Consider the following 23,660-nt stretch of genomic DNA (forward strand, 5'->3'; position numbering starts at 1 on the left):
CCATTACTACTTAATATCGTTCAAAAAGCTTTCTCCGTGTTCAGGCAGCTTAATTCCAAAGTTATCTGCAATAGTTGCTCCTATATCCGCAAATGTTTTTCTAATCGGTAATTCTTTTGCTTGTTTAATTTGATTATGATAAACGACTAATGGTACGTATTCTCTTGTATGGTCAGTACCATGATGAATAGGGTCATTTCCATGATCAGCAGTAATTATCAGTAGATCATCATCGTGTAGTTGCTCTATAATCTCTGGTAATTGTTCATCAAACTCTTCTAAAGCTTTTCCATATCCCACTGGATCTCTTCGGTGACCATATTTCGCATCAAAATCAACGAGGTTTAAGAAGTTCAATCCAGTAAACGATTTATCCATTGACTTTCGTAATTGTACCATACCATCGTTGTTATCCTTTGTTCGGATTGATTCTGTGACTCCTTCTCCATCATAAATATCCGATATTTTCCCTAATGCTAGGACGTCATAATTATTATCTTTTAATTCATTCATAACTGTTCTGCCGAATGGCTTCAATGCATAGTCATGTCGATTAGATGTACGTTCAAATGCACCTGGTTCACCAATAAATGGACGTGCGATTACTCTTCCAACCATGTATTTTTCATCTAAAGTTAGTTCTCTAGCAATTTCACAAATTCTATATTGCTCATCTATTGGAATGATCTCTTCATGAGCAGCAATTTGTAATACTGAATCAGCTGATGTATAAACGATTAGTGAGCCAGTATCCATATGTTGCTGTCCAAGCTCATCAAGTATCTCTGTACCAGAGGCAGGTTTATTTCCAATCACCTTACGTCCGGTTTTTTGTTCTAATTCTTCGATCAATTCATCTGGAAACCCATCTGGAAATGTACGAAACGGTTTTTCTATATGCAACCCCATAATTTCCCAATGTCCTGTCATTGTATCTTTACCATTAGATGCTTCTTGCATTTTAGTATAATGCGCTCTCGGTTGAGCTGATGCCTCGATACCTTCAATCTTTCGAATATTGCTTAATCCAAGACTTGCCATTGTAGGCATATTTAACCCATTCATATTCTCTGCAATATGCCCTAATGTATTTGCTCCTACATCATTAAAATCTCTCGCATCGGGGGCTTCTCCAATTCCTACTGAATCCATTACTATTAAAAACACCCGTTTAAAATTATTCATTGTTTGTCATACCTCCTGTTATGTATATTCCCAAAACATGCTTTTACTATGTTTCTTCTCACTGATGTTAGATGTCAGACGACATAGTTGAAAAAAATTAGGCTCTAGGATGATAAGATTGATACATATCTTTTAAGCGAGCCTTTGTGACATGTGTATACACTTGAGTTGTTGATATATCTGCATGACCTAACATCTCTTGCACTAAACGCAAATCTGCCCCATTCTCTAATAAATGTGTAGCAAAAGAGTGGCGTAGTGTATGAGGTGTAATTGTTTTTAAAATTCCAGCTTCTAATGTAAGCCCTTTTAAGATTTTCCAAAAACCTTGTCTAGTAAGTCTTCTCCCATGTTGATTAACAAATAAGGCATCTTCACGATTATTCTTTTTAATCAAACTATCTCGAGCCTCAGAAATATACTTTTCTAGATAATGTTTAGCCGTATCACCAAGTGGAACAATTCTTTCTTTAGATCCTTTTCCAAAACATTGCACAAATCCCATCATTAGGTGTAAATCACTCACGTTTAAAGAGATTAACTCGGATACCCGTAGACCAGTAGCGTATAATAATTCTAACATCGCTTTATTTCGAACGGAAAGTTTCGTATTCATCTTAATTTCTAATAATCGATCTACCTCATCCTGAGATAAAATATCCGGAAGTTTACGATCTTTTTTAGGTGTTTCAATGTGTAAACTAGGATCATTTGATGTGATTTGTTCACGAATTAAAAATTGATGAAAAGAACGAATAGAAGAAATATGTCTAGAAATGGTTGCTGTTGATTTCCCTTGATCTTTTAGCATGTAAAGAAATCCCATAATATCAGTTCTAGAAATCTTATCCCACGTTGCAGTTTTATCATGGTCTTTCATATATTGCAAGTAATTTGTTAAATCCCTTTTATAGGAACTTAGTGTATTGTCAGATAAACCACGTTCAATACGTAGAAAATGGAAAAAGTCTTCAATCGCATATTCTAACATCGCTTTACTCATCTCCTAACAAATAAAAAGGTAGCAGATCAAATAGTCCATTATTTTTTTGAAAGACTTTAACTGCTGGGCCTTGCGGTGGATCAAACCGGTGTATGTCTAAGTATTCTTTATGCATAAGCTGTAATGCGTAATAAAAGATACAAGCACTAATCATAAATAACAAGAATATTTTTATCATATCGATTAATAGTCTACTCATCACATATCTCCCAATAAATTATTCTATTGAAAGAATATGCTTGTCCTAACCCTAAATATTACATACATTTATGATACAAAAAATATTGCCTCTTTCCTATTGGAAAAAGGCAGTTTAAGTTGCTTTAACAATAACTTCTTGACACTGTTTACATATACCGTGAAAAGTAAGCCGATGGTCTTTCACTTCAAATCCCCAGTCTGTTTGCACGATACGTTCTACATCTTCTAATAAATCATTCTCAATTTCTTCAACAGATCCACATTCAATACATACTAAATGGTGATGAAAATGTTTTGCGCCTTCTTTTCGTAAATCGTAACGAGAAACGCCATCTCCAAAGTTAATTTTATCTACAATTTTTAGCTCCGAAAGCAATTCTAATGTACGATATACTGTAGCCAACCCTATTTCTGGTGATTTCTCTTTTACGAGTAAATAAACATCTTCAGCACTTAGATGATCTTCTTCTCGTTCAAGAAGCACACGTACCGTTGCTTCCCTTTGGGGAGTTAATTTATAGCTATGCGAGTGTAGCTGTTTTTTTATTTGGTCAATCCGATGTTCCATGGATAGTCGCCTCCCTCTTTACCCAACTATATTATAATCTTCCAATTACAACGTGTCAAAGTGTATTATCACTTTTAAATTATAATAATTATAATATAATATCGACTATAAGTAAACTCTTTGTATCCACTCTACCATCATCGTGTTTGAAATGTATGCTTCTAAGATAGCTGCAAGCCCCGTACAAACAATTAAAATAACAAACGAAGTAGTTAACTTAATAAATGGTTGGGATAAGGAGGTGTTATTTCTTTTAGCAACTAATTTACTCAATAATCCTAATGAGAATATCATACATATACTTCCAGCGATAATATAAATAGGAATAATGACAATATTTTGAGGAGCAATTGAAATAGCGGACAATATTAATCCGTCCATACCTAACCAATTCACCATAAAGCCAACTGAAAAGCCTACAACCATACCTTTAATAAATATTAATATCCATACAATTGGAAGTCCGATAACACTTAATGCAAAAATAAACATTAACCCTAAATATTTTATATGGTAAAAGAAACTTTGCCATAAAATATCGTTATTGTTTAATGTCGATCCTTCTTCTGTAGTTTGAATAAAAAATCGTTCTAAATAGAAGAATAAATCTTGTTTTTGTACAACATCCATACTATTTACTATAACTGCTCCAAAAACGATACCTGTTAAAAATAATATAGTCGTAAATATATAAATAGTTGCATGATGTTTAAAGTGGTTGAAGACTACATAGCTCTTATGCATCGAAATCCTCCTAAATTGATTATCTATAATCTAATCTATGAGTATTTCAACATAAAAATAACTTATTTTATATATTTAATAGATTACATATAAGTTAGCCTTTTCTTAGAGTATGTAGATATAATATAGCATAGTTTGTTTTTGCATCATGTATCTCTTGATTTAATACCATCTGCTTTGCTTGATCTAAGGTAACCTCCCTTATTTCCACAAACTCGTCATCATCTCCTTGAGGAGGTTGTTCTAATTGTATTAAATCATCTGTTATATAGATATAAATTAGTTCATTTGCAAAACCTGGCGAGGTGTAAAAAGATGTTACAAACGAAAGGTTAGTAGTTGTAAATCCAGTTTCTTCTTCTAATTCTCTCACAGCTGCTGTTAAAGGATTTTCGCGTTCTTCTAACTTTCCAGCAGGAATTTCACACAGTGCTTTTTCTAAAGGTTTGCGGTACTGTTCTACAAGGATAATATTTCCTTCCTTTGTAATTGGTATTATACCAACTGCTCCTGGATGAGCAACGATTTCTCGCTTTGAAGTTTTTCCATTTGGTAATTCTACTTCATCTACTTTCAAATCTATTACATTACCTTTAAATATCTGTTCTGATGAAATGGTCTTTTCTTCAAATTTATGCATGTGATTTTCTTCCTTTCTTAATTCCTATGTGTGTATAAGTTGTATTCTTTTATTACTAATTCTACAATAATCATATAATCCATATGATAAGGAGGCAAATAATGCGTCATAATTTACTAGGTAAATCTAACATAAGTATATCTGAATTAACATTAGGATGCATGTCGCTTGGATCTGACTATCAACATGCAAGTGAAATAATTGATACTGCTATAGAGAATGGAATTAATCACCTAGACACAGCCGATTTATATGATTTTGGTTTAAATGAACAGATTGTTGGAAAAGCAATAAAACATCGCCGGGATCAAGTAGTCATTACTTCAAAAGTAGGGAATCATTTCCAAGCAGATTCAAAGGAATGGTATTGGGATCCTTCGAAAAAATATATTCATCAAGCTGTTCGGAACAGCTTGAGTCGACTGCAATTAGATTATTTGGATGTATGTATGCTACACGGTGGAACCATTGACGATCCAATTGATGAGACCATTGAAGCATTTGAAGAACTAAAAAAAGATGGTTTGATACGCACGTATGGTATTTCATCTATCAGAACAAATGTTATAAGAGAATATGCTAAACGTTCCTCTATTGATGTTTTAATGACTCAATATAGTCTATTAGATCGTAGACCAGAGGAAGAAATACTACCTTTATCACTAGAAAATAACATTAGTGTAGTATGTAGAGGGCCTCTTGCAAAAGGATTGGTAAGCAATCAAATGAAAGATATCATTGAGAAAAAAGGAGAAAACGGGTATTTAAATTATAGTTATGAGGAATTAGTAAAATTGAATGAAAGACTAAATGAAATTCGTTCCGATTATTCTATACAAGAATTAGCTATGCATTACGTTGGAGATCACCCAGCTGTTACTTCAACCGTTTTTGGAGCTAGTTCATTAAATCAATTAGAAGAAAATATTCGTGAATATGATAAAACAGACCATATAGATGAAACTCTTTATCGTCAGTTACAAGAGCTTACAAAAGAAGCAACTTACGATAATCATCGATGAATATATAAATTCAAGAGGCAAGAAAGTGTGATATTGGGACAAAAGCATTATCTTAAAAAATATAAATCGAATTGATGGCTTTTGAAAACCCGCTGCAGAAATACATTCTTCTTATCCTAATGTGCCTGATGAGCCTCCGATTGTTCATGTATCGGAGGTTCGCCCAGGTCTTGTCTTTTTATATTTTTCATGCTTATTCTATCTATCATCCGTCCTTCATCCTAACCCCTAAATAACAGAGTTTGTATTTACTAAACGGTACCTGCATCCTTATTCTTCAGTACTTATCGTTATAGAAGGGTTTAATATAGCTTCTTTACTATATAATCGAAATAGACTTCCTCGTACATCAAGTTTTAACTCATTATAAAAGAACACTTTTTGTTCAGAATTAATATAAGTTGGAAATACATCTGTTTCCATAACTTCTGCATTCTTAGGTAAGCTTGTAACCCAACGTACTGTAGGGATACCATTCACTCCACATAAACCTTCCGTATCATAAAATAAATATAATTTCTTCCCTTGTTCATATTGTTGTTGTAATAATTCTCTCGCCTGATTCGTAAATTCTAATTTCATTTTGCACCTCTACTACTTTTTATCAAATTGATTTCTTAAAAGTGACTCCATTGTTCCTGGCATAATTCGATATACGATACTACCTATTTCCATCCACCAAGGCATGTTTATCTCACGTTTTCTCGTAAATAAATGTGTAACGATTTTATCTGCCACTCGTTCTGGGTCTAACATGTATTTCTCTACATTTTGTTTATACGTTCCATCTTTATCTGCCCGTTCAAAAAAATTCGTTCTTACTGGACCTAGATTTACTGCCATTACATGAATCGATGACATCCTACACTCCATTCTTAGTACGTTTGTAAAACCTAGCATTGCTTGCTTTGATGATGCATAACTCGCAGATTTTGGCGTGGATATTTTGGCAGCCTGAGATATAACATTTACAATTTGAGTGTTTGCATTCGTTTTTCTAAGATACGGTATTATACTTTGTGATAATTGGATTCCAGCGAATACGTTTAATTGGAACGTTTCTAATAAGTCATCATAATTCATATCTTCTATAGAGTCAAAAACTCCTAGACCTGCATTATTAATTAATGCATCTATTTGTTTATTATCATTGATAATGGCTGGTATTAAGTTGTCTATATTATCTTTGTCAGTTAAGTCAATTGGGTAGATAGCACTTCTTTGATTATATAATTGATCAATTTCTTTTTGAATAGTTATGAGCTTATCACGAGAGCGCGCAACCAAAATAGGAAACCCTCCTTGGCTTGCTACCTTTTTAGCTAACATCTCTCCTATCCCACTAGAAGCGCCAGTAATAATTATTTTTTTATTCACTATGCGTTGGTTATTCTTCATTGTAAAAACCTCTTATAGAATGTCTTTGTATATCATGTATTGTACCGTGAAATCCATAGTGTGTACATTCTTGTTAATTGACTTCTTCCCAAAAATCAAACACAATAATATGAAGGGGTGAAAGAATGACGAAGATTATTGCACATCGAGGAGCAAGTAAATACGCACCTGAGAATACAAGAGCTTCGTTTGAGCTTGCTCATCAAATGAATGCGGATGGTATAGAAACAGATGTTCAATTATCAAAAGATGGAATACCTATACTGTTTCATGATGAAAAAATAAAACGAATTATGAGAAGAAAAGGCTTTCTTCAGGATTATACATACAACGAGTTAAAATCAATGGATATAGGTAGCTGGTTTGGAAGTAATTTTATCGGGGAAACAATTATGTCATTAGAGGAATTTCTTATATGGATACAGGATAAACCTTTACAATTACATTTGGAATTAAAAAATAATGTAATTGATTACCTTCACTTAGAAGTATTAACTTACAATCTTGTTGAACGTTATGGACTTCTGGATCGAACGTTTTTTTCTACCTTTTCAACCAGAAGTGTTCAACGATTATATAAAATTAATAGAGATACAAATATTGGTTGGCTTACAAGTAAGTCTAGGCAACAACTTCCCTTATTTTCTCGATCTTTAGGCGCAACCGCTATTCATATAAAACACCGACTCTTGCAACCAAAACTTGTACAACAAGCAAAAACAGAGAATATGCCTCTAAGGGTGTATACAGTAAATAAGCCAAAACAACTCGAACTTTGTTTTAAATATAATTGTGATAGTGTTTTCACAGATGTTCCAGATATTGCAAAAACTGCCTATCAAACCTATTTATAAAATAGAAAGTTGGTGAAAATATGGAGCTCGTCTTCCTTGGAACTGGTGCAGGACTTCCATCAAAAACTAGAAACGTTTCTGCTGTTGCTTTAAATATGACTCAAGAAATTAATGAAGTTTGGTTATTTGATTGTGGAGAAGCTACACAACATCAAATATTACATACCAACTTAAAACCAAGAAAAATTACGAAGATATTTATTACACACCTGCACGGAGATCATATTTATGGATTACCTGGATTCTTAAGTAGTCGTTCCTTTCAGTCAGGTGAAAATCAACCACTTTGTATTTATGGTCCTATAGGAATTAAAGAATTTGTAGAATCCACGTTACGCTTAAGCCAAACAAATCTTACATATCCAATAACCATCAAAGAAATAACAGAAGACGGGAATTTATTTGAGACAAATGAAATGATGGTTGAAACAAAAAAATTGCAGCATGGTATTGATAGTTATGGATATCGGATAAAAGAAAAGGATAAACCAGGAGAACTTTTAGTAGATAAATTAAAGCAAATTGGCATTGCGCCTGGTCCAATTTATCAGCAAATAAAAGAAAATGAAATCACTACATTAGATAATGGGTCTATTATTTATCGGAATGATGTACTTGGACCAGCAAAAAAAGGAAAAGTGATATCAATTCTAGGGGATACCCGTTATTCAATTGACCATATTCCATTTATCAAGTTCAGTGATATACTTGTACATGAATCAACATTTACGCAAGATAAAGAATTATTAGCATTTGAATATAATCATTCGACTAATGTACAAGCGGCTAAATTAGCCAAAGAAGCAAACATAAATAAATTATATTTAACTCATGTATCTTCTCGTTACCAAGCAGAGGATATAGATTCCATCATTGAAGAAGCAAGAAAAATTTTTCCTAGTACTTGGTTAGCAAATGATTTTAGTGTTTATGAAATTTAGATTTTTATAGAAAGAGGAGAGACAAACGTAATGGAATTATTAGAAAGGTATCAATCAATAGTCGAAAATCAACGAGCCTATTTTAATCATGGCAATACGGTTGATTACTCTTTTCGGAAACAACAATTGGAAAAAATGAAAGTTATGCTTAAGGAATATGAAAGTCATATTTTTCAAGCGTTAAAACATGATTTAAATAAATCGAAACATGAAGTAATTACCTCAGAATTAGCTATTCTATATTCAGAGATTGACAGTATGTTAAAAAACCTACGTCAATGGATGCAACCAGATAAAGTCACTAACCCGATTACTCATAAGGGATCAAAAAGTTATATTATGAAAGAACCTTTAGGAGTTATCCTCGTTATAGCTCCTTGGAATTATCCATTACAGCTATCTTTAGCACCAGTTATCGGTGCTATAGCAGCTGGCAATACCGTAATCATAAAGCCGTCTGAGCATGCTCCTCATACTTCAGAATTAGTAGCTGAAATGATTCAAAATACATTCGATAGTTCATTCGTAACGGTGGTTCAAGGAGCTAAAGTAGAAACAGAAGCATTATTAAAACAACGATTTGATCATATATTTTTCACTGGGGGTGCAGCAATCGGGAAGATTGTAATGCGTGCAGCGAGTGAATTTCTGACACCAGTAACTCTTGAATTAGGAGGTAAAAGTCCTGCTATAGTTGACGAAGATGCAAACATACAAGTTGCTGCCAAACGGATTGTATGGGGAAAATATACAAACGCGGGTCAAACATGTGTAGCTCCTGACTATATACTTGTACATGAAAAAGCTAAATTTAAGCTATTAAAAGCGATGAAAAAATACATTAAATCCATGTATGGGAAAGATCCCCTTCAAAATGATGCATACACGAGGATTATTCATGAAGGTCATTTTGATCGATTAACTAATTTTCTTTCAAACGGTACGATCGTTCATGGTGGAGAATATAATCGAGATACATTATCCATAGAGCCGACTATATTAGATAAAATCACATGGGATGAAGCAATTATGCAAGAAGAAATTTTTGGCCCCATCCTTCCTGTATTAACTTATACAAATATAGAAGATGCATTATATCAAATTAAACTAAGAGAAAAGCCTTTAGCGCTATATTACTTTGGAGAAAATGAAAAAATGCAACAACAAGTTATGGAATATGTCTCTTTTGGTGGCGGAGCCATTAACGATACCATCTATCACCTGGCTAACCCTCATCTCCCCTTCGGAGGAGTAGGTACTAGCGGTATGGGTAATTATCATGGAAAAGCGAGCTTTGATACTTTTTCACATCAAAAGAGCATCATGAAACAGACAACCAAATTTGATATTCCATTTCGATATCCTGGCGGTAAAATAACTTCGAATATTGTCAAAAAGTTTTTAACATAACATGAATCAAATACGTTCATATAGGTAAGCATTACTTACTACCATACTAAAAAGCCATATTTCCATTCTTCATATAGAATTGGATTTATGGCTTTTTATAATCATCTAGAAAATCTTTTTGAAAACTTGTACGTGGTTGCTGATTTTCTTGACTCTCATTTTTATTTTTTTGTGAAGTAATAATATTCGAACCATATTTTTTTGTTAATTTATCAACTGTTACTTTAAGCTTTTCTTTCTTCTCAATTGCTTCGTAAGTGAATAAATCTAACTGTTCTCCTATATTTCTTTTTGTTTCCATATCCTGTAATGAAACACCTAATAAACGGACAGGCGCTTCATTCCAATGTTGTTCAAAAAGCTCTTTTGCCACAAATAATATCTCTCTGTGATTATCAATATAGTTATATAACTTTTTACTCCTCGTAATCGTCTTTCTATCATGATATCGAATTGTTATTTGTACCGTTTTACCGGCAGCTTCTTTCCGTTTCACTCGACGCTCTACATTGTCTACTAGTTCATGGATTAACTGCATTAATTCTGTCACATCTGTAGAGTCGTGTGGCAAAGTTTGGGAACTGCCAATGCTTTTAAAGTCGTGAACGGCTTCAGGATCTACTAAACGATTATCTATTCCATTGGCACGGTTTTGCAATCGTTCTCCGTTTACACCTAACAGTTGTTTTAATTCATATACATTCTTTTTAGCGAGATCTCCAATTGTTTTAATTTCTATACTATTTAACTTCTGTGCTGTTTTTTCTCCGATTCCGTACATCTCTTCCACCGACATTGGCCATAATAATTTCTCTACTTCTCTCTTGCGAAGCACTGTTATACCGAGCGGCTTCTTCATGTCCGATGCCATTTTAGCAAGAAATTTATTTGGTGCTATCCCAATACTACATGGAATATCAAGTCCGCTCAAAATTCGCTGTTGTAATTGATTCGCTGTAACCAATGGGTCTTTCGCATAAATCGTATCAGTAATATCCATATATCCTTCATCTATGGATACCGGCTGTACATATGGCGTAATCTCTGCTAGCATTTTAAAAATTTCACGTGATGCTGCTCGATAACGGTCAAAATTTGGACGCATAAGGATCAAATCTGGGCAAAGCTTTTTCGCTTGCCATATCGGCATCGTAGTTTTTACACCTTTTCCTCTCGCTTCATAACTACTCGTTACAATAATTCCCTTTCTTTCTTCAGGGTTTCCTGCAATAGCAAGTGGTTTTCCTTTTAATGATGGATTATGCGCCATTTCTACAGAAGCATAAAAACAATTCATATCAATATGAAAGATAATACGATGTTTGTTTACTTTAGATGGTTGCATAAATAACCTTCCTTTATGAGGAAAAGCACCCTTTCACTACGAATAGGGTGCCAAAATCCTCCACTTCATTTTACTGATTTGAAGCTTCCTTAACAATTTCTGTAATTAATTGGGTAACTTTCACTAAATCTTCTACTTTAATGTGTTCATCTGTAGTATGAATTTGTTCATAACCCACAGCTAAATTAACTGTAGGAATTCCAAATCCTGCGATAATATTCGCATCACTACCGCCGCCACTTTTTTCTAATTTGCTGTCGCGACCTATTGCTTTTGCTGCTTTACGAGCAACTTCAACAACTTGCTCTCCTTCTTTATGGTTAAATCCAGGATATGCAACTACAGTGGTTACTTCAGCAGATCCACCATAGCTTTTGGCTGTTTCTTCAAAGGCTTTTTTCATTTTTTCGACTTGTGCTTCCATTTTCTCCGGCACTAACGAACGAGCTTCTGCTAATATCTCTACATGATCCACTACGATATTTGTTTGCTTTCCACCTTCGAATCGACCGATATTTGCTGTTGTTTCATCATCAATTCGACCCAATGGCATATTTGATATAGCTTTTGCTGCTAAAGTAATTGCTGATATACCTTTTTCTGGTTCTAGGCCAGCATGGGCTGTTTTCCCTTTAATTATTGCGTGTACCTTTGCTTGAGTAGGAGCGGCTACTATTATGTCTCCTACTTCGCCATTACTGTCTAGAGCGTAGCCATACGATGCATCCACTTTTGCACTGTCCAGTGCTTTTGCTCCAACTAATCCAGACTCTTCACCTACTGTAATAATAAATTGGATCTGTCCATGTGGAATATTATTTTCATTTACCACACGAATCATCTCTAGCATAGATGCTAAACCAGCTTTATCATCAGCACCTAGAATCGTTGAGCCATCCGTTGATATTACACCATCTTTAATTAGCGGTTTAATTCCTTTACCTGGAACTACTGTGTCCATATGAGAAGTAAAATAAATGGAATCAGCTCCCTCTACATTTCCTTCCCATGTACAAATTAAATTACCTGCACCATGACCAGTTTGCTCCTTCGTATCGTCCTCTTCAACTTTCACTCCAAGGTCTGAAAATTTCTTTACCAATAATTTAGCGATTTCTGTTTCAAATCCTGTTTCAGAATCTACTTGTACTAATTCTAGAAATTCATCTACTAATCGTTGTTCATTTACTAGCATAATTGAAAACCTCCCTATTATAGGCTACTACAAAATAATCTTTTTTTACAGTGGAATGTTTCCATGTTTCCGGATAGGAGCTGTTTCATTTTTTTGTTCTAGCATAATAAAAGATTGTATTAATTTGATTCTTGTTTCCCTTGGATCAATAATGTCATCAACCATCCCTTTTGCAGCAGCATAATATGGACTTGTTGAATTATTTGGTAGATTAGTTCGTGTTTCATTATCTTTTTTGTCTGTTTTAAAAACACTAGAAGCGCCTTCTGGACCCATAACTGCTATTTCTGCACTTGGCCATGCATATAGCAGGTCCGCTCCGAGAGCTTTACTATTCATCGCCACAAATGCACCACCATAAGCTTTACGTAGTATTACAGTAATTTTAGGTACTGTTGCTTCAGCAAAAGCATAAACTAATTTCGCACCATGACGTATTATTCCTTCTTTCTCATAACGTATTCCAGGATAAAATCCAGTCACATCCTCTAGCGTTATAATTGGAATGTTGAAACAATCACAGAATCTTATAAATCGTGCTGCTTTATCACTTGCATTGGAATCAATTCCTCCAGCCATATGTTTCGGTTGGTTGGATACAATACCTATCGTTTTACCTAATAGTGATGCAAAACCAACTACAATATTTTTGGCAAAATATTTATGTACTTCTAAAAAACTTCCGTCATCAACAATTGTTTCTATAATTGGTATAACATCGTAGGTTTTACCTGATTCACTCGGTACCAGCTCATGTAAACTATTACAATAATCTCTAGCAGTTAACTCATTTGACATAGTAGTTGTATTAATAAATGTGAGAAGTTTTGCTGTGATTTGAAAAGCTTCTTGTTCATTTGTTGCTAGAAAATGACAATTACCATTCACCACAGCGTGCATATATGTTCCGCCTAAATCCTCTGCAGATACTGTTTCTTTCGTAATCGCTTCAATAACTTTAGGACCAGTAATATACATTTGCGATATGTCCTTCACCATTATAATAAAATCAGTGAGTGCAGGAGAGTATACTGCTCCACCGGCATTAGGACCTAAAATAATAGATATTTGTGGTATCACTCCAGAATACTTAACATTACGATAAAATATTTGTCCATAACCATCTAACGCAGTGACACCTTCTTGAATACGAGCACCAGCCGATTCATTTAATCCAACAATTGGTACCTTTGTCTTTGCTGCTAGATCCATCATGGATGCTATTTTTTTTCCTTGCAATTCACCTAATGAACCTCCACGCACTGTAAAATCATGAGCAAACACATATATTGGTTTTTTACTTATAGTTGCATATCCTACCACTACCCCTTCCCCTGGTGGATCATTACTATCTTCTGACTTTTTCATAAATGGATAAAGCTCTATAAATGAACCTTCATCTACTAATGTATCAATTCTTTCTCTTGCAGTTAATTTTCCTTTACGATGTTGCTCCGCATGCTTCTCGCTTCCTCCCCCTCTAAATACTATTTTTCTTCTTTGCTGAAGTTCTTCTAATTTTTTATAGATATCTATGACTGCTTCCTCCTTTTACAAATCGCAAATTTCAACTAAAACACCGTGCAAAGTACGCGGGTGTAAGAACGTGACTCGCCGTTGATCGGCTCCAACTCTTATATTAGGCATAATTGTCTTTAAAGAACTATTTGATACGGATAGTACATAAGTAAGATAGTTTTCGACTTTCAACGCCAAATGATGAATACCTTCACCACGTGAACTTAAAAAATTAGATATTGAGGAATGATCATTTATAGGTTCCATTAACTCAATACAAACATCTCCATTCATTAATTTTGCTATACGAATTCCTTCTTCAGAAATAACCTCTTCGCTCACAAGGCGAAACCCCAAGTCCGTCGTAAATGTAGAAATGGCGGGACGTAATTGATATACGGCAATTCCTATATGATCAAATTGCATAAAACCCCTCCTGCCTATCCATGGATGAAGTCATTATATTAGTAAATAAGATTTTCAATACAAACATAGTCATATTTTTATACTTTAGATAAAAAATAAGTTTTTAGTAATAGCCATCGGCGTTCTCAGAGAGCTAGATTCCAAACCTTTTATTAACTATAATGCCAAGTTGGTGTTAAATTTTGATCTTATTTTGCTACTTACATTGGTGCACGTATTTCATGATATAAAAGTTTTTTTGTATTTATTCTTGAATTTATACAAAAAACATAAATGTAGCTTGTTCTAAATGGTATTTCACGATAGAATATAGATTAAAGAACTTTGAATATCGGTGAATTAAAGGAGGAGCCATTGTGACTTCTAATGGGAATCAATCATTGAAGAAAAAACGTTCAAAGCGTGAGCGCAGAACTAAATTTATTATTTATATTATGATTTTTCTTATGTTAATCTCATCAATAACAGCTGGATTAGCATTTATTATTTAAAAATCGAGAAAATAGCCGTCATTATGACCAGCTATTTTCTCGATTTTTTTCTTTACGTAATTTTCGCGGAGGAATATCCGTTTTCTTAAATTTATTTTTGATTATGAGGTACTCTTCTATTTCATGAAGTAATTGAAATAAGTTTGATCTGGTTTCAAATTCCTCTCGATTCGTCGGTAGGTCCTCTTCATGAAAATCTCTTCTAAGTTGTCTTAATTCCTCTAAAAACAGTATGGCAGTATTACCTGGGTGTACAGATGTAGATAATTTTTCAAAGAAGTCTGCAATACGATTGGATATATAATCGGTGTTCGGGAGATGTGTAACTAATGGTAACATCTTCTTTAATAATTCAAACTGTCTTTTCCTCATTTGAAAATAATCATAATAGGTATGATCACTTCGTAATAAATGGTTTTCTCTATCTCGTTGAACTAAGGTATTCGCCTTTGCTAGTATATCTTCCGTATTGGTGATTTCCTCACCTTTCCAACTAGAATCCTTATCCCGAATATATAAAGAATACTCATAAAGTATCCGGCTAAAATTTTCTTCCAATTTTTCTTGATTGGATTTCAACATCTTATCAAGACTCGGCATATACAAGTTTAATAAAAGACCTGTTCCTATTCCAATCGTAATTAACAGTAACTGATCAGCTAACAATGGCCCAGTAATTGATGATGAGCTATACAAATTTAGAGTAACAACAGAGCTGGAAGCTACTCCCGGGGTAACTTTAAAAAATACGGTTACTGGAATAAATAGTAATATCATAATAAAAATGGAAAACGGTGTATACCCAATCACCTCAAAAAAAACAAAAGAAAAGATCATCGCTAGTACACATGCAAGAAAGCGTTGCCATGCGCTCATCAATGATCTTTTCCTAGATGGCTGTATGCATAAAATGGTTAATATTCCAGCTGACACAAAGTTGGTTAAACCAAAAAATTGTGCAAGTGTTATGGAAACTGGTGTCCCTATTGCAGTTTTTATCGTACGGTAACCAATTTTCAACTTTCATTTCTCCCTCAAAATTTCTCAATTACAGACTTATGTGCTTAAAAGATATTTACAGCTAAAATGTGAGTCGCTCCCACCGCATCTCATCCAGTTAACATTGCACATGGTAATTTGGGAGAGTGGTGGAATTGTTCGTGTCACTCACATTTTACAGCTGCATAAAAGGCAATTCAATATCCCTTTATTCTTTTAGCATTTATATTTCTTCACAATGTTGGTCAAATAATGTTTGAAGTTTTTCAGTAACTTCCATAGCGCTAAATCCTTCAATATCATGTCTTTCAATCATTGTTAAGATTTTCCCATCTTTTAGTAATGCAAATGAAGGTGATGAAGGTGGAAATCCTTCAAAATAAGTTCGAGCTTTGTCTGTTGCTTCGCGGTCTTGACCAGCAAAAACGGTAACTAAATGATCTGGTCGTTTATCAAAATGAATAGAGTTAGTTGCTGCTGGACGAGCAACACCGCCTGCACAGCCACAAGTAGAATTTACCATCACTAAAGTAGTACCTTCACGATTTAACGCTTGGTCAACATCTTCCTCGGTTTTTAATTCTTGATACCCTGCTTCTGTTATATCTTTACGTGCAGCATCTACAACATCCTGCATAAATAAGTTGAAATCCATGATAACCCATCCTTTTAATATGAAATGTATTTAGGTCTAGCTTATCAGCATCACCCAAAAATTTCAATTTATTAATTTCTTATTCAATATCTTAATAAAGTGAGACCGTATCTACATTCATACCTTCTAGAATTTCTTTGACTCTCGCAAGGAATCTGCCACATACTAATCCATCTAAAATGCGGTGATCTAAAGATAAAGAAAGATTAGCCATGTCCCTTGCAGCAAACATGTCATCTATAATAACTGGTTTGCGTACAATCGATTCTACTTGTAATATGGCTGCTTGTGGATGATTAATTACTCCCATAGAAGAAACCGATCCAAACGTGCCAGTATTATTTACCGTAAATGTTCCACCTTGCATATCTTCAGATGATAATTTTCCATTTCTTGCTTTGTTTGCAAGTTCATATATATCACGAGCAACAGCTTTTATTGTTTTTTCATCTGCATGCCTTATTACTGGTACAAATAATTCATTTTCTTTTGCTACAGCTATAGATAAATGAATATCTTTTTTCTGAATTATTTTATCTCCTGCCCAAGCACTGTTTAACTCCGGATATTCTCTTAAAGCTTGGGAAACAGCTTTTATAAAGAAAGCAAATGGCGTCAAACTATATCCTTCATCAGACTTAAATTTGTCCTTGATAGAATTACGATACTTCATCATGTTGGTTACATCTACTTCTACTTGCATCCATGCATGAGGTATTTCTTGTTTTGAACGAACCATATTATCTGCAATCGCTTTTCGAACCCCTTTTACAGGTATCTCTTTATCTCCCTTTTCACTTGCAATAGAATTAGAACGCACAGACGGTGTTCCGCTCTGATTCACTTTAGGTATTGTTTGATGAGAAGGTTCTTTTTGCTCTTCTTTAGGATCATTTTTTGTACCTTCTTTCATAAATTTCTCTACATCTTTTCTTGTAATCCTTCCAGCACGACCGGAACCATCTATCATTGTTAAATCAATATCATTTTCCTGAGCTAATCGAAGTACTGCTGGTGAGTACCTTTTTTTCATTGATTTGTTGACGTCTTCTTTCGAATTAGTATCGTTTTCTATGTTATCGTTCGTTTTCGTGCTATCTTCAGAACTTTTCGGTTTACTTGCTGAACTTGATTCTTCCGTATCGATGTAGCACATTAACTGACCGACTTCTACGGTTTCTCCTTCTTCGGCAATCAATTCCTTAATCACACCAGAAAACGATGAAGGCACTTCTGCATTCACTTTATCCGTCATCACTTCAGCTATGGGATCATATTTATTTACTTTATCACCTACCGCTACGAGCCAAGTGTTTATCGTACCTTCTGTAACACTTTCTCCTAACTGAGGCATGTTAATTTTTTCTACTGACATCTATATACCTCCAATTAGTATTCTGCGAGTTCTCGCATTGCTTTTTCTACTTTATCTGGATTAACCATAAAGTACTTCTCCATTGTTGGCGCATAAGGCATAGCAGGTATATCTGGACCAGCTAATCGTTGAATTGGTGCATCTAAATCAAACAAACAGGATTCTGAAATTATCGCTGCAACTTCACCAATAATGCTACCTTCTTTATTATCCTCTGTAATTAGAAGTACTTTACCAGTTTTGCTTGCAGCTTCACGAATTGCCTCTTTGTCTAACGGATACACTGTTCTTAGATCTAAAATATGCACATCAATACCTTCTTCAGCTAACTTTTCAGCTGCTTGAAGTGCAAAGTGAACACATAAGCCATACGTAATAACGGTAATATCTTCGCCTTCGCGTTTAACGTCTGCTTTTCCAATAGGTAGTACATAATCGTCTTCAGGTACTTCTTCTTTCAACAAACGATAAGCACGTTTATGCTCAAAAAATAGCACCGGATCATTATCACGAATAGCTGCTTTTAACAGTCCTTTAGCATCATAGGGAGTTGAAGGCATAACAATTTTTAGACCAGGCTGATTAGCGAAAACTGCTTCTACAGACTGCGAATGATATAATGCTCCATGTACACCTCCACCATATGGCGCTCTTACCGTTAAAGGTGCACTCCAATCATTATTTGAACGATATCGTATTTTAGCTGCTTCTGAAATAATCTGATTTACAGCTGGCATAATAAAATCAGCAAACTGCATTTCCGCAATTGGCCTCTTGCCATACATAGCTGCACCAATTGCGACTCCCGCTATCGCAGATTCTGCTAAAGGTGTATCTAATACCCGATCTTCGCCAAATTCTTCATATAAGCCATCTGTAGCTTTAAAGACCCCACCTTTTTTTCCGACATCTTCTCCTAAAACAAATACATCTTTGTCTCTACGCATTTCTTCTTTCATTGCAGTAGTAATTGCTTGAATATAAGACATTACTGGCATAACTCTTCCTCCTCTCTATTCTTCCTCATACACATATCGCAAAGCATCTTCTGGTTCTGCATAGGAAGCATTTTCCGCATAATCCGTTGCTTCATTTACAAGTTCATCAATACGAGACATAATTTCTTGTTCTTTTTCATCTTTAAGTACTCCAGCTTCTTTTAAAGTTGTCGCAAATGTAATAATTGAATCTTTCTTCTTCGCTTCTTCAACTTCATTTTTTTCACGGTATGCCCGATCATCATCATCACTTGAATGTGCTGTCAGGCGATACGTAATTGCTTCAATTAATGTTGGCCCTTCTCCTCTTACAGCCCTGTCTCTTGCTTCTGAAACAGCTTGATACACAGCCACCGGATCATTTCCGTCCACTGTTACTCCAGGCATTCCATAGGAGTTCGCTCTTTCAGAAATAGTTTCACTTGCCACTTGGCGGTCATAAGGTACGGAAATAGCATACTTGTTATTTTCAACCATTGTAATTACAGGAAGTTTATGAACCCCTGCAAAGTTAAGTCCTTCATGAAAATCACCCTGATTTGATGATCCTTCTCCTAAGGTCACAAAAGATACCAGAGGTTCTTTGTCCATTTTTGCCGCTAATGCAACACCAACCGCATGTGGTAATTGGGTTGTTACAGGTGAAGAACCAGTTAAAATTCTATTTTTCTTTTGTCCAAAGTGTCCAGGCATTTGTCTTCCACCAGAATTCGGATCTTCTGCTTTTGCAAAAGCAGATAACATAACATCTTGTGCACTCATACCAAAAGCTAATACAACTCCTAAATCACGATAATAAGGAGCAATATAATCCGTAGTACGATTTAATGCAAAGGCAGCTCCGACTTGTGCAGCTTCTTGACCTTGACAGGAAATAACAAAAGGAATTTTCCCGGCACGATTTAATAGCCACATTCTCTCATCTAATTTTCTTGCCAATAACATCATTTCATACATTCCTAAGGCAATATCATTACTTATTCCTAGTTGAGACTCAGTCATTGATTGTCCCTCCTTAAATTAACCATGAATTTGATTTCCTTCTACTGCTAATGCAGCTTCACCGATCACTTCTGATAATGTTGGATGTGGATGAATACTTTCACTAATTTCCCACGGAGTAGCATCTAAAAATTTAGCAAGACTCGCTTCAGCAATCATATCTGTCACATGTGGACCAATCATATGAACTCCTAATAGATCATTGGTATTTTTATCAGAGACTATTTTTACAAAGCCTTCACTTTCCCCGTAAACTAAAGCCTTACCGACTGCTTTAAAAGGAAATTTACCTACTTTTACTTCATAATCTTTTTCTTTTGCTTGCGCCTCCGTCAAACCAATACTTGCTGCTTCAGGACTAGAATAAATACAAGAAGGGATCGCATTAGCTTTTATTTTTTCAACGGTATGCCCTGCCATATGTTCTACAGCTTTTATTCCTTCATGTGATGCAACATGAGCTAATTGAAGACCGCCAATTACATCACCAATAGCATAGATGTGTGATTCCTTCGTTTGATAAAACTCATTTGTCATAATTAAATTTCTATCTGTTACGATATCTGTATTCTCCAGTCCAATATTTTCAATATTCCCTTTTCTTCCTACAGACATAAGAACTTTCTCTGCTTGATGAGTTTGTATTTCTCCATCAACATCTACTTGTAAAGAAACACCTTGATCTTTCTTTACAGAATCAGCTTTTACATTTGCGTTGGTAATGATGTTAATGCCTTTTTGGGATAATAATTTACTCATTTCCTTTGAAATTTCAGCATCTTCTGTTGAAAGGATTCGGTCTTGATTTTCGAGAATAGTGACATCTACTTCAAAGTCATTTAACATAGATGCCCACTCAATACCAATAACGCCACCACCAATAATTACTATAGAATCAGGAAGTGTTTCTAATGCCAACGCATCATCTGAACTTAAAATATAATTGTGATCAAATTCAAAACCCGGTAATTGGTTAGGTCTTGATCCCGTTGCAATCAAAACATTTTTTGGTAAGAGCATATCGTTTTCTTTTCCATCACTATACTCGACCGATATCGTTCCAGGCATTGGTGAAAATATACTTGGCCCTAGTATTCTCCCAAAGCCTTGATAAACATCAATTTTCCCTTTTTTCATCAACCCTTGTACTCCTTGATGCAGCTGGTCAATTATCTTTTGTTTTCGTTGTTGTACTTTTGAAAAATCAAGAACAGGCTTTGCTACTTGAATCCCAAATTCATCTGCCCGAGTCGTTTGTTGATATACTTCCGCACTCCGAAGTAATGCTTTGGATGGAATACAACCACGATGAAGACATGTGCCTCCTAACTCAGCTTTTTCAACAATCGCAACTTTCATTTTTAATTGTGAAGCACGAATGGCGGCAACATAACCACCAGTTCCTCCTCCAAGTATGACTAAATCGTATTCCGTTGCCATTAATGTCCCTCCTTTTTACGGATAGACTTTCACGGGGATTTCTCCTCGAATCACTTGAAGAACGCCTTCATTCATAGCTTCAAGCTCATTATTACCTGGAAAAACCATCACATCTGCAATCCAATTTATTCTTGTGATTACTTCCTTCATTACAAAATCATCATCTTCTACGTTCCCCGTGAAAACTATACCATCTACTTCTCCATGTAAAACTGTACTCATTGACCCAATTTCTTTCGCAATTTGATATGCTAATGCTTGCATGATTTCCATTGTCCAAGGGTCTTTTTTTAATAAATTCAATTGAATAACCTTTGGATCTTCAGTGTGAAGATATCCTTTTAAGCCAGATTGTTTTATTAATTTCTGTTCCCAATCCTCGATCTGATCAAATTTATCTATCCCATATCTTAGAAACCTAGCAATTGGAATGCCACCAGAACGATCTATAGTGAAAGGACCTTCCCCTTCTAACCCATTAGTAACATCAATTATTTTCCCTTTATTATGTGCGCCAATAGTTATACCTCGTGCGATATGAATTACAATAAGATTCAGCTCATTGTAATTTTTTCCTAAACGCTTGGAAGCTAGTCTTCCTGCTTGTCTATGGTTCAAAGCATGAAATATACTCTTTCTTTCAATTTCGGGAATTCCCGATATCCGCGCTATTGACTGCATTTCATCAACTACTGGCGGATCAACAATATATGCAGGAATGTTTAATCCCTTAGCAATGCTATCAGCTATAACCGCCCCTAAATTAGATACATGTTCTCCATAGGAAGCTGTTTTCAAATCATAAAGCATTTTATCATTTACAGCATAAGTTCCACCAGTAATAGGTTGAAGTAATCCACCTCTTCCGCATACAGCACTAAATTTTGAAATATTTATACCATCAAGATCTAATTGATGCAGAAGGGTTTGTTTTCGATAAGCAACTTGGTCCATGATTCGAGTGAATTTACTTAACTCTTCTTCATTATGTTGAATCGTTTGTTTATACAGAAACCTTTCATTTTCAAACACGCCAATAGTTGTTGCGTATAATTCTGGTTGAACCACTAGTATCCTTCCATTTGTTTGCACAAGACAACCTCCAACGACTTGGCTTTCTTAATTAAAATTTAGTATGTGTTTTTCATTTCGTAGAAACTGGCTTCTAGAATTACGTACGGATTGAATTCGTTCCTCCGCCATTCTATCTGCTGCAACATGTGTAGGAATATTATCTCTTTTTGAAATCTCGAACACTTTCTCTACATTGTCATAAACCATTTCTACTTTTTTCATTGCTCTTTCTCTGTTATAACCAACTAACTCATCTGCAACATTAATAACTCCACCTGCATTAATAACATAATCTGGTGCGTAAACAATTCCCCGTTCATGCAATATATCACCATGTTTTGTTGACATTAATTGGTTGTTAGCAGATCCTGCGACAGCTTTTGCTTTCAATTTATCTAACGTTTCATCGTTAATTGTAGCTCCTAGTGCACACGGAGCATAAATATCGCACTCCACTCCATAAATCTCATCTGGGTCTACTGCTTTTGCCCCAAAATCTTCTACTGCACGCTTTACAGACTCTTTATTAATATCAGTAACGATTAAATTTGCTCCTTCTTTATGTAAAAATTCACATAGATGATATGCAACATTCCCAACACCTTGAACTGCTACGGTTTTTCCTTCCAGCGACTCTGTTCCGAAAGCTTCTTTGGCCGTTGCTTTCATACCATGATATAATCCTAACGCTGTAATAGGAGATGGATTACCGGATGCACCTGAATAAGAAGAGGTTCCTGTAACATAATCTGTTTCTAAATGTATTAAGTCCATATCCATTTCAGTTGTTCCAACATCTTCTGCAGTAATATACCGCCCGTTTAAACCTTGGATGTATCTTCCAAACGCACGAAACATTTCGGGATTTTTATCTTTTTTTGGATCACCGATAATTACTGTTTTCCCTCCACCAAGATTTAATCCAGCAGCTGCATTTTTATATGTCATTCCTTTTGCCAACCGTAGGGCGTCAACTATTGCATCATCTTCTGTCTTATATGTCCACATTCTCGTTCCGCCTAGTGCGGGTCCTAATGTAGTATCATGTATAGCAATAATCGCTTTTAATCCTGAATTTTTATCTTGGCAAAAAAGTAATTGTTCATAATCATATTTTTGTAAGCTTGTAAAGATTTCCATTATTATTCCTCCTAAGAATGAATTCACAGAACCACT

The 23,660-nt window shown here is 35.0% G+C and carries 25 protein-coding genes; 5 read left to right on the forward strand and 20 right to left on the reverse strand.

Annotated elements, in window-relative coordinates:
- Positions 1-6: 6 nt before the first annotated feature.
- From deoB to OB_RS09520, 6 genes are all read right to left on the reverse strand, one after another.
- Positions 7-1,185: a phosphopentomutase gene (gene deoB, locus OB_RS09495; RefSeq protein ID WP_011066242.1), complete on the reverse strand. Its 1,179-nt coding sequence runs from the start codon at positions 1,183-1,185 to the stop codon at positions 7-9.
- A 97-nt stretch (positions 1,186-1,282) separates the two neighbouring features.
- A complete protein-coding gene (xerD, locus tag OB_RS09500) occupies positions 1,283-2,176 on the reverse strand; it encodes a site-specific tyrosine recombinase XerD (protein WP_011066243.1) in 894 nt (297 codons plus the stop codon).
- A 4-nt stretch (positions 2,177-2,180) separates the two neighbouring features.
- A complete protein-coding gene (locus OB_RS09505) occupies positions 2,181-2,387 on the reverse strand; it encodes a YqzK family protein (protein ID WP_011066244.1) in 207 nt (68 codons plus the stop codon).
- A gap of 114 nt (positions 2,388-2,501) precedes the next feature.
- Complete coding sequence (locus OB_RS09510) at positions 2,502-2,957, reverse strand: Fur family transcriptional regulator (RefSeq protein ID WP_011066245.1); 456 nt, start codon at positions 2,955-2,957, stop codon at positions 2,502-2,504.
- Between the two features lie 105 nt (positions 2,958-3,062).
- Complete coding sequence (spoIIM, locus tag OB_RS09515) at positions 3,063-3,701, reverse strand: stage II sporulation protein M (RefSeq protein WP_011066246.1); 639 nt, start codon at positions 3,699-3,701, stop codon at positions 3,063-3,065.
- A gap of 94 nt (positions 3,702-3,795) precedes the next feature.
- Positions 3,796-4,341 carry an NUDIX hydrolase gene (locus tag OB_RS09520; protein ID WP_011066247.1) on the reverse strand — a complete coding sequence of 182 codons (546 nt, stop codon included), beginning with the start codon at positions 4,339-4,341 and terminating at the stop codon, positions 3,796-3,798.
- A gap of 101 nt (positions 4,342-4,442) precedes the next feature.
- Here OB_RS09520 and OB_RS09525 point away from each other — a divergent pair, with 101 nt between their 5' ends.
- On the forward strand, positions 4,443-5,363 hold the full coding sequence (locus tag OB_RS09525; protein WP_011066248.1) for an aldo/keto reductase: 921 nt from the start codon (positions 4,443-4,445) through the stop codon (positions 5,361-5,363).
- Between the two features lie 270 nt (positions 5,364-5,633).
- Here OB_RS09525 and OB_RS09530 read toward each other — a convergent pair whose 3' ends face one another.
- A complete protein-coding gene (locus OB_RS09530; protein WP_011066249.1) occupies positions 5,634-5,945 on the reverse strand; it encodes an iron-sulfur cluster biosynthesis family protein in 312 nt (103 codons plus the stop codon).
- Positions 5,946-5,957: 12 nt separating this feature from the next.
- Positions 5,958-6,761, reverse strand: coding sequence for an SDR family NAD(P)-dependent oxidoreductase (locus tag OB_RS09535; RefSeq protein ID WP_011066250.1), 804 nt, complete (start codon positions 6,759-6,761; stop codon positions 5,958-5,960).
- A gap of 125 nt (positions 6,762-6,886) precedes the next feature.
- Between OB_RS09535 and OB_RS09540 the strand changes: the two genes are divergently transcribed.
- The 3 genes from OB_RS09540 to OB_RS09550 are packed head-to-tail and all read left to right on the forward strand — an operon-like array spanning position 6,887 to position 9,966.
- Positions 6,887-7,615, forward strand: coding sequence for a glycerophosphodiester phosphodiesterase family protein (locus OB_RS09540; RefSeq protein WP_011066251.1), 729 nt, complete (start codon positions 6,887-6,889; stop codon positions 7,613-7,615).
- A 20-nt stretch (positions 7,616-7,635) separates the two neighbouring features.
- On the forward strand, positions 7,636-8,556 hold the full coding sequence (gene rnz, locus OB_RS09545; protein ID WP_011066252.1) for a ribonuclease Z: 921 nt from the start codon (positions 7,636-7,638) through the stop codon (positions 8,554-8,556).
- Between the two features lie 30 nt (positions 8,557-8,586).
- Positions 8,587-9,966, forward strand: coding sequence for an aldehyde dehydrogenase (locus OB_RS09550; protein WP_011066253.1), 1,380 nt, complete (start codon positions 8,587-8,589; stop codon positions 9,964-9,966).
- 85 nt (positions 9,967-10,051) lie between these two features.
- On the opposite strand, the gene OB_RS09555 is transcribed toward OB_RS09550, so the two are convergent.
- From OB_RS09555 to OB_RS09570, 4 genes are all read right to left on the reverse strand, one after another.
- Positions 10,052-11,311, reverse strand: a complete 1,260-nt coding sequence (locus OB_RS09555) for a DNA polymerase IV (protein WP_011066254.1) — start codon at positions 11,309-11,311, stop codon at positions 10,052-10,054.
- Between the two features lie 70 nt (positions 11,312-11,381).
- Positions 11,382-12,506 carry a M20/M25/M40 family metallo-hydrolase gene (locus OB_RS09560; protein WP_011066255.1) on the reverse strand — a complete coding sequence of 375 codons (1,125 nt, stop codon included), beginning with the start codon at positions 12,504-12,506 and terminating at the stop codon, positions 11,382-11,384.
- Between the two features lie 45 nt (positions 12,507-12,551).
- Positions 12,552-14,042, reverse strand: coding sequence for an acyl-CoA carboxylase subunit beta (locus OB_RS09565; RefSeq protein WP_173338134.1), 1,491 nt, complete (start codon positions 14,040-14,042; stop codon positions 12,552-12,554).
- Between the two features lie 15 nt (positions 14,043-14,057).
- Complete coding sequence (locus OB_RS09570; RefSeq protein WP_011066257.1) at positions 14,058-14,450, reverse strand: VOC family protein; 393 nt, start codon at positions 14,448-14,450, stop codon at positions 14,058-14,060.
- Positions 14,451-14,806: 356 nt separating this feature from the next.
- Between OB_RS09570 and prli42 the strand changes: the two genes are divergently transcribed.
- Positions 14,807-14,941, forward strand: a complete 135-nt coding sequence (prli42, locus tag OB_RS18320; RefSeq protein ID WP_152023702.1) for a stressosome-associated protein Prli42 — start codon at positions 14,807-14,809, stop codon at positions 14,939-14,941.
- A gap of 21 nt (positions 14,942-14,962) precedes the next feature.
- On the opposite strand, the gene OB_RS09575 is transcribed toward prli42, so the two are convergent.
- The 8 genes from OB_RS09575 to OB_RS09610 form a co-directional block, all read right to left on the reverse strand.
- Entirely contained in the window at positions 14,963-15,961 is a 999-nt protein-coding gene (locus tag OB_RS09575; protein ID WP_011066258.1) for an aromatic acid exporter family protein, read from the reverse strand.
- 202 nt (positions 15,962-16,163) lie between these two features.
- The gene (locus OB_RS09580; protein WP_011066259.1) at positions 16,164-16,595 is read right to left on the reverse strand and encodes a BrxA/BrxB family bacilliredoxin; all 432 of its coding nucleotides are present in this window, start codon (positions 16,593-16,595) and stop codon (positions 16,164-16,166) included.
- Positions 16,596-16,686: 91 nt separating this feature from the next.
- Positions 16,687-17,970, reverse strand: coding sequence for a dihydrolipoamide acetyltransferase family protein (locus OB_RS09585; protein ID WP_011066260.1), 1,284 nt, complete (start codon positions 17,968-17,970; stop codon positions 16,687-16,689).
- Between the two features lie 14 nt (positions 17,971-17,984).
- Positions 17,985-18,968, reverse strand: a complete 984-nt coding sequence (locus OB_RS09590; protein WP_011066261.1) for an alpha-ketoacid dehydrogenase subunit beta — start codon at positions 18,966-18,968, stop codon at positions 17,985-17,987.
- Between the two features lie 15 nt (positions 18,969-18,983).
- Positions 18,984-19,970: a thiamine pyrophosphate-dependent dehydrogenase E1 component subunit alpha gene (locus OB_RS09595; RefSeq protein WP_011066262.1), complete on the reverse strand. Its 987-nt coding sequence runs from the start codon at positions 19,968-19,970 to the stop codon at positions 18,984-18,986.
- 18 nt (positions 19,971-19,988) lie between these two features.
- On the reverse strand, positions 19,989-21,410 hold the full coding sequence (lpdA, locus tag OB_RS09600) for a dihydrolipoyl dehydrogenase (RefSeq protein WP_011066263.1): 1,422 nt from the start codon (positions 21,408-21,410) through the stop codon (positions 19,989-19,991).
- A gap of 15 nt (positions 21,411-21,425) precedes the next feature.
- Positions 21,426-22,502, reverse strand: coding sequence for a butyrate kinase (buk, locus tag OB_RS09605; RefSeq protein WP_011066264.1), 1,077 nt, complete (start codon positions 22,500-22,502; stop codon positions 21,426-21,428).
- A 27-nt stretch (positions 22,503-22,529) separates the two neighbouring features.
- Positions 22,530-23,624 carry a Leu/Phe/Val dehydrogenase gene (locus OB_RS09610; protein ID WP_011066265.1) on the reverse strand — a complete coding sequence of 365 codons (1,095 nt, stop codon included), beginning with the start codon at positions 23,622-23,624 and terminating at the stop codon, positions 22,530-22,532.
- Between the last annotated feature and the right edge of the window lie 36 nt (positions 23,625-23,660).

Source organism: Oceanobacillus iheyensis HTE831, assembly GCF_000011245.1.
Classification (GTDB): domain Bacteria; phylum Bacillota; class Bacilli; order Bacillales; family Amphibacillaceae; genus Oceanobacillus; species Oceanobacillus iheyensis.

What these genes read in the sequence shown, in the direction of transcription:
- OB_RS09535 (WP_011066250.1), bottom strand. Translation starts at nt 6,761, where the DNA reads ATGAAGAATAACCAACGCATAGTGAATAAAAAAATAATTATTACTGGC.
- lpdA (WP_011066263.1), bottom strand. Translation starts at nt 21,410, where the DNA reads ATGGCAACGGAATACGATTTAGTCATACTTGGAGGAGGAACTGGTGGT.
- OB_RS09520 (WP_011066247.1), bottom strand. Translation starts at nt 4,341, where the DNA reads ATGCATAAATTTGAAGAAAAGACCATTTCATCAGAACAGATATTTAAA.
- OB_RS09595 (WP_011066262.1), bottom strand. Translation starts at nt 19,970, where the DNA reads ATGACTGAGTCTCAACTAGGAATAAGTAATGATATTGCCTTAGGAATG.
- OB_RS09505 (WP_011066244.1), bottom strand. Translation starts at nt 2,387, where the DNA reads ATGAGTAGACTATTAATCGATATGATAAAAATATTCTTGTTATTTATG.
- spoIIM (WP_011066246.1), bottom strand. Translation starts at nt 3,701, where the DNA reads ATGCATAAGAGCTATGTAGTCTTCAACCACTTTAAACATCATGCAACT.
- OB_RS09560 (WP_011066255.1), bottom strand. Translation starts at nt 12,506, where the DNA reads ATGCTAGTAAATGAACAACGATTAGTAGATGAATTTCTAGAATTAGTA.
- OB_RS09585 (WP_011066260.1), bottom strand. Translation starts at nt 17,970, where the DNA reads ATGTCAGTAGAAAAAATTAACATGCCTCAGTTAGGAGAAAGTGTTACA.
- OB_RS09570 (WP_011066257.1), bottom strand. Translation starts at nt 14,450, where the DNA reads ATGCAATTTGATCATATAGGAATTGCCGTATATCAATTACGTCCCGCC.
- OB_RS09555 (WP_011066254.1), bottom strand. Translation starts at nt 11,311, where the DNA reads ATGCAACCATCTAAAGTAAACAAACATCGTATTATCTTTCATATTGAT.
- OB_RS09610 (WP_011066265.1), bottom strand. Translation starts at nt 23,624, where the DNA reads ATGGAAATCTTTACAAGCTTACAAAAATATGATTATGAACAATTACTT.
- OB_RS09510 (WP_011066245.1), bottom strand. Translation starts at nt 2,957, where the DNA reads ATGGAACATCGGATTGACCAAATAAAAAAACAGCTACACTCGCATAGC.
- xerD (WP_011066243.1), bottom strand. Translation starts at nt 2,176, where the DNA reads ATGTTAGAATATGCGATTGAAGACTTTTTCCATTTTCTACGTATTGAA.
- OB_RS09550 (WP_011066253.1), top strand. Translation starts at nt 8,587, where the DNA reads ATGGAATTATTAGAAAGGTATCAATCAATAGTCGAAAATCAACGAGCC.
- OB_RS09530 (WP_011066249.1), bottom strand. Translation starts at nt 5,945, where the DNA reads ATGAAATTAGAATTTACGAATCAGGCGAGAGAATTATTACAACAACAA.
- rnz (WP_011066252.1), top strand. Translation starts at nt 7,636, where the DNA reads ATGGAGCTCGTCTTCCTTGGAACTGGTGCAGGACTTCCATCAAAAACT.
- OB_RS09540 (WP_011066251.1), top strand. Translation starts at nt 6,887, where the DNA reads ATGACGAAGATTATTGCACATCGAGGAGCAAGTAAATACGCACCTGAG.
- OB_RS09525 (WP_011066248.1), top strand. Translation starts at nt 4,443, where the DNA reads ATGCGTCATAATTTACTAGGTAAATCTAACATAAGTATATCTGAATTA.
- OB_RS09590 (WP_011066261.1), bottom strand. Translation starts at nt 18,968, where the DNA reads ATGCCAGTAATGTCTTATATTCAAGCAATTACTACTGCAATGAAAGAA.
- deoB (WP_011066242.1), bottom strand. Translation starts at nt 1,185, where the DNA reads ATGAATAATTTTAAACGGGTGTTTTTAATAGTAATGGATTCAGTAGGA.
- OB_RS09580 (WP_011066259.1), bottom strand. Translation starts at nt 16,595, where the DNA reads ATGGATTTCAACTTATTTATGCAGGATGTTGTAGATGCTGCACGTAAA.